The sequence below is a fragment of the Pseudorhizobium endolithicum genome (assembly GCF_902153245.2).
Lineage (GTDB): Bacteria > Pseudomonadota > Alphaproteobacteria > Rhizobiales > Rhizobiaceae > Neorhizobium > Neorhizobium endolithicum.
On sequence record NZ_CABFWF030000011.1, the window covers coordinates 268,153 to 275,346 of the forward strand.

The following is a 7,194-nucleotide window of genomic DNA, read 5'->3' on the forward strand; positions in this document are numbered from 1 at the left end:
TATTAGCCTCTCGCAGTCATGAGCGGAGCCGCGGCGCCGAAAAGCGCCGCGGAAAGCGAAGCATCAGCGGCCGAGAGCCGACTTCCAGTCATTGAGGAACTGGACGCGCTTCATCTGGTCCATGTACTCGAGAACGCCTTCATCGACCGCAATCGGCTTGAGACCGCCGCCGACCCGTTCGTTCAGCGTGTCGATGTTGAAGCCGGACGTCACGTCCTTGCGAACAGAGGGCAGCCCGCCTTCCGCGAGAAGCGCCTGGCCTTCGGCCGACAGGGCGTAGTCGACAAATAGCTTGGCAGCATTCGGATGAGGAGCATCCTTGGTGATTAGGGCAAGCCGAGAGAATGCGGGAGTGTAATCAGAGAAGAAGTGAGCGCCGAGGTTCGGGCTCTCCTTCACCCAATCTAAGGCATAGGAGCCGATGATGTTGATGGCGATAACGTTCTCGCCCGAAACCACCGTCTCTTTCATGCCGCCGGAGCTCGAATAGATTTTCGCACCGTTCTCGCCCATGGCCTTCGCCAGATCCCAGAAGTCATCACGGTTGCGGGCATCGTTGGAATGGTGAAGGAAGCCAGATCCGCTCTTCTCCGGATCGAAGGTTGCCACCTTGCCCTGCAGGCTGTCCTTGTTGTCCTTCAAGAAGGTGATCATGTCCGCGTAGGTCTTCGGAAGCTTGTCCTCCGAAAGCGCGTTGGTGTTGTAGATCACGCCGATCGGTTCGACTGTCGTGGCATACAGCATGTTCTTGTAGTTGGCCCAGTCCGGAACGTTCTCCGCTTCCGGCGACGCATACTCGGCGGCATATCCATCCTGCACGAGCGTCATCTGCAGGTCCATGGCCGAACTCCAGACAACGTCTGCTGTAGTCTGGCTCGCTGCGGCTTCAGAGATGACTTGGTTATAGGTCCCGTTCGTGCCCAGGTCGTTGTAGGCGATGCTGATGCCGTACTTTTTGGTAAAACCGTCCTGCAGCTTCTGCGATTGCGCGGCGTCCGTGGACGTGAAGATAGAAACCGTCCCCTCCTCCTTCGCCTTCGCAACTAGGTCCGCATAGTCCGCCGGATAGCCGGCCGGCACTTCCTGTGCGGCCGCAGGTACAACGAATGCGCTCAAAACGGCCGCAGTGGCCGCAAGAGCGGCCGATCCAGCCCAGATGTGTCTGCTCATGTCTTCTCTCCCAAATTTGCCCGCAGATCCTTCTCCGGGCGCTTGATGCGAGAGCAGGACGCCCCGCCCTCGCTTCCTCCACCTCTGCATGTTTGGCTTTTTTATCGCCAAAATGCAAAGTCTCTTACCCAGCCGCAACTTTACGATCGCCACCGCTGCTCCGGACCGCGGCGGCCACGAGAGAGCCGAACGCGTCCGTATTCATGGTTCCTCCGAGATCACGCGTCCGGCTTGCGGGGTTGGCCAGAACCTCGTCCACCGCGCGCTCGATCTCTGCCCCGGCGGCTTCGAACTGAGGAAGACCGCGCTGCTCGCCGAGCCAACTCAGCATCATCGCCGCCGACAGAATGAGCGAAGTTGGATTAGCGATGTTCTGGTTCTGGATATCGGGCGCTGACCCGTGCTGCGCCTGGGCGCAAACCAGCCCAGTCTCGGCGTTCGCATTGATCGACCCCGCGAGTCCAAGACTTCCGGAAAGTTCACTCGCCAGATCGGATAGGATGTCCGAGTAGAAGTTCGTCGCAACGATGACGTCGAAACGGGACGGATCGCGCACCAGATGGGCGGCCATAGCGTCGATGATGAACTCGCTCAGCGTAACTTCCGGGAACTCGGCAGCTACTTTGCGGACTTGCTTCAGGAAAAGCCCGTCCGTGAGAATGAAATTGTTCGCCTTGTGGACCGCGGTAACCTTCTTGTTGCGCTTCATCGCCAGCAGGAAAGCTTGGCGTGCGATGCGCTCGCAGGCAGACGCGGTAATCTTTCTTACGGAAAGGGCAACCTCCGGCGTCGGCATGAATTCGCCGGTACCGGCATACATGTTGCGGTCCGGATAGAAGCCCTCGGTAGCCTCGCGCATGATGACGAGGTCCATCTTCTTGGCATCGTTCAGGAAGTGACGGGAACGGGCCGGACGGACATTGGCGTAGAGGTCGAGCTTCACTCGGAAGCCGGCCGACACATTGACGCCTCCCTTGTCGCGCGCCGGATAATCCATGTGCGACTGCGGCCCGAGGATGATGCCGTCGAAGGTCCGGGCGCGGTCGATCGTCTCGTCGCGAAGCGTCGTGCCGAACTTCTCGAGGCTCGTGAAGCCGGTGTCCTCGAAGTGGTAATCGAGGCCTAGACCGAAGGCTGCATCCGTCGCCTTCAGGACCTCCATAGTTGCCGCTGTGATCTCCGGCCCGATGCCGTCACATGGCGTAACAAAAATTCTCATCCAACAATCTCCCATGGGGCCACGACCATCGGGCCGCGCAACGTCACGGGAGGATTATTGGCTTTTTGAATTTAAAAATGCAATCGCTATTTTTCGGCTAGCTGTTTTTCATGAGCCTGCTGTGACCAGGACCACGCCACCGGTGACTTCTTCGACAGGGCTCCCCCAAGGTGTCGTCGCATGACGAAGGAAGCCTCCACAATCTCCCCCCGCTCAAGAAGATCAAGAATTTCAAGGTGTTCCTGGCACTGCCTCACCGTCCTGCTGCGGTCCACCCGCGACCGATATTCCAGAAGGCGCCGCATCCGGTTCACGCGCACCAGGGAAATGTGGAAAAAGGGGTTGTTGGACATCTTTATCAGTTCTTCGTGGAACAGCGCACCGTTGTGCAGAAGTCGCTCGGCCGGAAGACGCTGAATGTCCGTCTCCAGCATTCGCATCTGGATCCGCCGTTGCTCATCGATGATCCTGCGGTCGAGCTGGAATTCCGGCTCCAACATGGCGGCCGGCTCGATCAACATCCGAAACCGGTAGATCTGCTCAAAAGCCGCCGGTGTCTTTGCCACCGGCAGAAAACGCCAACCATAGCCTTGCTTGCGCTCCGCCCAGCCTTCGCGTGCAGCCCGCATGAGCACATCGTTGGCTTGGGACTTCGTGAGTTGATAGCGCTCCCGCAGCATCTGCTCCGTGACTTCCGCAGGTATGCGATCCATCAGCCAATCCTCAGCGAGGCGCTGATAATCATTGACCACCTCGAAGGGTTCAGCGTCTTCCTGAACTCGCTCGACGATCGTACTCGGCGGTTCTTTGACGAAGAAGCCACGGTTTTCCTTCTGCTCGATCAGTCCTTGTTCAGCGAGCATTTCCATCGCCTCACGGACAGGAGAGCGAGAGACCCCGAACCGGTCAGCAAGCTGCTGACTCTTCAGGTGATGGCCGACGGCGAGATCACCTGAAGTGATCAACAGGGTGATCTCGTTTGCGATGGTCTGTGCCAGTTGGCTAGAACGCATTCCCCGCTGCCTCCGCTCTCTCAGGATGAACCATTTGTAAGCTAAGCCTTTGACGATGGGAACATAGGCGCGTCCAAATCTGCACGAGCGCCACTCAAAAAATACAATAAGTGGCAAACCATGGTTGACATAAGCGGCATTACTGGTTTTTTGTGTTTAAAAATGCAATAAGGTTCAGCTATGGTACTCTCGACCATCTCTCCTGTTAACCGAGCCGATTGGGAAACCGTTGACCTGCCCCAGATGCTCGGTGTGGACCTGTCTCGTCTGCCTTGGGTTCTACGGGTACTATTGGAGAATGTGGCGAGGCGGGAACCTGCCAAGCTGCCAGATGTAATCGAGCATATGAAGTGCTGGCTCGCCATTGGATCCAGTGATGCCGAAATTCCTTTTCATCCCTCGCGGGTCCTGATGCATGACACAACCTGCGTGCCAGCACTGGTGGACATTGCGGCCATGCGGGACGCTCTGGCGGAAGCCGGTGGCAATCCGCAGAGCCTCACGCCGGTGCTGAAGGTCGATGTCTCTGTCGACCACAGCGTTGGCGTCGATCGCTACGGACAGCCCAATGCGCGTGAGTTCAACATGCAGCGGGAGATGGAACGTAACAGCGAACGCTATCGGTTGATGAAGTGGGCTACTACGGCACTGCCGGGGGTCAAGGTCCACCCTCCAGGCACCGGCATAATGCACACCATCAATCTTGAGCAGCTTGCCACGGTAATATCCGTCGAGGAGCGTGGCGGAAAGAAAGTCGCCTTCCCCGACACCCTCATTGGCACAGACAGTCACACGCCCATGATCAACGGTATCGGCGTTCTGGCCTGGGGGGTGGGCGGATTGGAGGCTGAAAGCGTGCTGTTCGGCTTTCCCGTGATGCTGCGTATCCCCGATGTCGTCGGTGTGCGTCTTCGCGGACGCCTGCCGCAGGGCGTTCTTTCGACCGACCTGGCCTTGGAGGTAACCAGCCTTCTGAGGCGCCACAATATCTCCGGCGAGTTCGTTGAATTCTTCGGCGATGGTGTCTGTTCGCTCACCGGGGGAGATCGGGCGGTGGTCGCAAACATGGCACCAGAGTACGGCGCGTCGACCGGCTATTTCCCGATCGACCAACAAACCATTGCCTACCTTAGAGCGACCGGACGCTCGGCCGATCACTGCGCGCTTGTCGAATCCGTCGCCCGCGGCTTGGGGATCTGGTTCGACCCGTCAGCCACCCCGCGCTACACGCGCATCATCAACCTTGACCTTTCGACGGTCGAGCCCTTGGTGGCAGGGCCCCGCCGGCCGCAGGACAAAATCTCTCTGGCAGCCGCAGCGTCGGCGCTGGAGACAGCCAGCGGCCGCATTTTCGCCTGCACCCAATCGTCCATCCCGCACGGGGCGATTGCCATCGCCGCCATCACAAGCTGCACAAATACCACGGACCAGAAGCTGCTGGCGGCAGCTGGCTTGGTCGCTCGCAAGGCTGTCCGGCTCGGCCTCCACCCGCCGAAATGGGTCAAGACGTCGCTTGCTCCCGGGTCGCCCTCGGCCGAGTTTTTCCTTAGGCGGAGCGGGCTACTGTCCGACCTTGAGCAGATCGGCTTTGGTATCGTCGGCCACGGCTGCACGACCTGCATCGGGAATTCGGGCCCGCTCCAAAAAGATATGGCAGATGCGATCGCAGGCGGCACCGTCGCTGCCGCCCTATTGTCCGGTAACCGAAACTTTCCCGGACGTGTTCACCCAAGTCTTGAATTTGGCTTTCTGGCCTCACCGCCGCATGTCGTCGCCTTGGCATTGCTCGGAAAGCTCGTAGCAGATCCTCTGAATACGAAGGTGGCCGAAGGGCCGGACGGCGAACTCGTCCGGCTACGGGACCTGCTCCCCAGCGACGAGGAAATCGAGGCGGTCCTCCGCGACTTCTCGCAAGCCGGGGACTTTCGGCAGGCATTCCAGGAGGCGGAGAAGAATGTGTCGTGGCGGGATTTGGAAGCGCCTACCACGCCAACCTTCCCTTGGGATCATGCCTCCACATATATTCGACGCCCTCCTTTTGCTGCAGCCGAGCTTGCCAGCCGTTTGGGCAGGTATACGGCGCATCCTCTGCTTGTGCTTGGCGATGACATGACGACGGATCATATCTCGCCTGCCGGGCAAATATCCGCCCAAAGCTATGCCGGCAGATACCTCGTCTCGGCCGGCGCCCCTGAGGATGACCTGAACGTTTATGCCGCCCGCCGCGGCAACTGGGAAGTAATGGTTCGCGGCCTCTTCGACAACCGTACTGCCGCGAACCTGCTGCTCGCCAGACGCCCGGCGAGCAGCACCGTTCACGCCCCCAGCAATGAAGAGGGTCCCTTATGGGAAATCGCGGAACGCTACAGGAGAGAACGTCGGTCGGTGGTCGTTGTCGCGGGAGAGCGGTACGGCGCAGGGTCATCACGCGACTGGGCCGCAAAGGGCGTCGCTATGTTGGGTGTGCGAGCGGTTATCGCGAAGAGCTTCGAAAGGATTCATCGAACCAATCTCATTGGCATGGGCGTGCTTCCCATCATCCTGCCAAACAACCAGGAATTTTCGGTTCTCGCTGGCGACATGATCGATGTCGACGCTCTGACCGTTTCGCCTCGTTGTAATATTGGATTGTCGATAAGGGGCTCTCTCGGCACACGACAAGTGGTCACGGGCCAAGCCGCGGTGGAGACTGATCAAGAAGTTGAGACCTTGCGGTCAGGCGGAATGATCCCCCAAATATTGAAGACATTCCTGTCATCGCACAAGGACATCTTCGACCCCAATCAGTGCCGGCCAGCAAGCGCCCCGGGGGCTTGATTGAAGTTCGGGTGGCCTCTTTATTTGGCGCTATGGTGTTCGGATATGGCTTGTCGACATATCCCGCTGATGTCTTGATAGACCTTGCGCCGTCTTCATCGGCTGATTGAGCGCAAGGTATGGGTCTACGGATGGCTCACGAAGTCCGACGGCGCCGTCAAATCTTACGTGCTGGGAGACCAGAAGCCATTTTCAGAAATAAGACTTCCACCTACTGTGACGTCCGCATTACCCCCCGTGCCGGATTGGGTGCTAGATAACAACCGGCCCTACCTGTTACCAAGACCGCCCCTTATTTCGCAATCCGGCTCCGTCACCACCCTCGCCGACGCAATCCGGATCCATGTTGATCCACTGGCGGTATAGGGTCCTCGGATGTTCAGCGACGTCCAACCTGCTGAATACTACCAGGCCTTGAAGACTGGTCCCAGGAGCCCCTGATCGGAATCGCCCTAGACGAGGGCGAGATCGAAGCTCTTCTCGCATTCGTCGCACGCTGGAGTATCGCGTCACGTCTGTCCGCGAAACGGATTGAGACAAGGCAGCAGATCTTGTGCCCACTGGTAGTCTCCGGCCTTTCTGGAACTTTGGGATGCTGGAGATCAGGTGATAGACGCGGTCTTCAAAGCCAATCAGGACGTAGGAAAAGCAACGAGATCCCGTGCGGCTCGGGTGGACCTCAGTACATTATCGAGCAGATGTTCAATCTCAGTCATCCAGCGCGCTAAGATCGGCTGCGGGCATGGGGGTTTTGCCGTTTGCTTCGGGTACGGTCGACCCGCCTTCGAATGCGCCTCCGCATAAGCTCGCGCCGCCACGACCTGTTGTTCCTTCAATGAGGGATAGTCGCGAAGAACCTCTTCGACCGTGGCGCCGGCGAGATTGGCATATTCAATCCTTGCGGAAGATCAGGCTGGCGCCCCAGCCCGTTATCACCGCGATCAGGACGCACAGGAAGCCGTAGGCGATCGGCTG

The 7,194-nt window shown here is 58.8% G+C and carries 6 protein-coding genes; 1 reads left to right on the plus strand and 5 read right to left on the minus strand.

Going from position 1 to position 7,194, the window contains the following annotated elements:
• Positions 1–63: 63 nt before the first annotated feature.
• From RTCK_RS09370 to RTCK_RS09380, 3 genes are all read right to left on the minus strand, one after another.
• Positions 64–1,170 (minus strand): ABC transporter substrate-binding protein, encoded by a 1,107-nt coding sequence (locus RTCK_RS09370; protein WP_142592595.1) that lies wholly within the window; start codon positions 1,168–1,170, stop codon positions 64–66.
• A gap of 124 nt (positions 1,171–1,294) precedes the next feature.
• Positions 1,295–2,389: an isocitrate/isopropylmalate dehydrogenase family protein gene (locus RTCK_RS09375; RefSeq protein WP_142592596.1), complete on the minus strand. Its 1,095-nt coding sequence runs from the start codon at positions 2,387–2,389 to the stop codon at positions 1,295–1,297.
• Between the two features lie 86 nt (positions 2,390–2,475).
• Complete coding sequence (locus RTCK_RS09380; protein ID WP_142592597.1) at positions 2,476–3,402, minus strand: GntR family transcriptional regulator; 927 nt, start codon at positions 3,400–3,402, stop codon at positions 2,476–2,478.
• Positions 3,403–3,582: 180 nt separating this feature from the next.
• On the opposite strand from RTCK_RS09380, the gene acnA reads away from it, so the two are divergent.
• Positions 3,583–6,219 (plus strand): aconitate hydratase AcnA, encoded by a 2,637-nt coding sequence (acnA, locus tag RTCK_RS09385; RefSeq protein ID WP_142592598.1) that lies wholly within the window; start codon positions 3,583–3,585, stop codon positions 6,217–6,219.
• Positions 6,220–6,851: 632 nt separating this feature from the next.
• On the opposite strand, the gene RTCK_RS21205 is transcribed toward acnA, so the two are convergent.
• Together RTCK_RS21205 and RTCK_RS09395 are read right to left on the minus strand one after the other, a co-directional pair.
• Positions 6,852–7,115 (minus strand): DUF433 domain-containing protein, encoded by a 264-nt coding sequence (locus RTCK_RS21205; RefSeq protein ID WP_408004521.1) that lies wholly within the window; start codon positions 7,113–7,115, stop codon positions 6,852–6,854.
• Positions 7,111–7,194: TIGR02186 family protein (locus RTCK_RS09395; RefSeq protein WP_185927978.1), on the minus strand; the 84-nt coding region annotated here is incomplete at its 5' end. The genes RTCK_RS21205 and RTCK_RS09395, both read right to left, overlap by 5 nt.

Bases quoted from the DNA above. Each gene is read 5' to 3' on its own strand.
- RTCK_RS09370 (WP_142592595.1), bottom strand. From the start codon at position 1,170: ATGAGCAGACACATCTGGGCTGGATCGGCCGCTCTTGCGGCCACTGCG.
- RTCK_RS09375 (WP_142592596.1), bottom strand. From the start codon at position 2,389: ATGAGAATTTTTGTTACGCCATGTGACGGCATCGGGCCGGAGATCACA.
- RTCK_RS09380 (WP_142592597.1), bottom strand. From the start codon at position 3,402: ATGCGTTCTAGCCAACTGGCACAGACCATCGCAAACGAGATCACCCTG.
- acnA (WP_142592598.1), top strand. From the start codon at position 3,583: ATGGTACTCTCGACCATCTCTCCTGTTAACCGAGCCGATTGGGAAACC.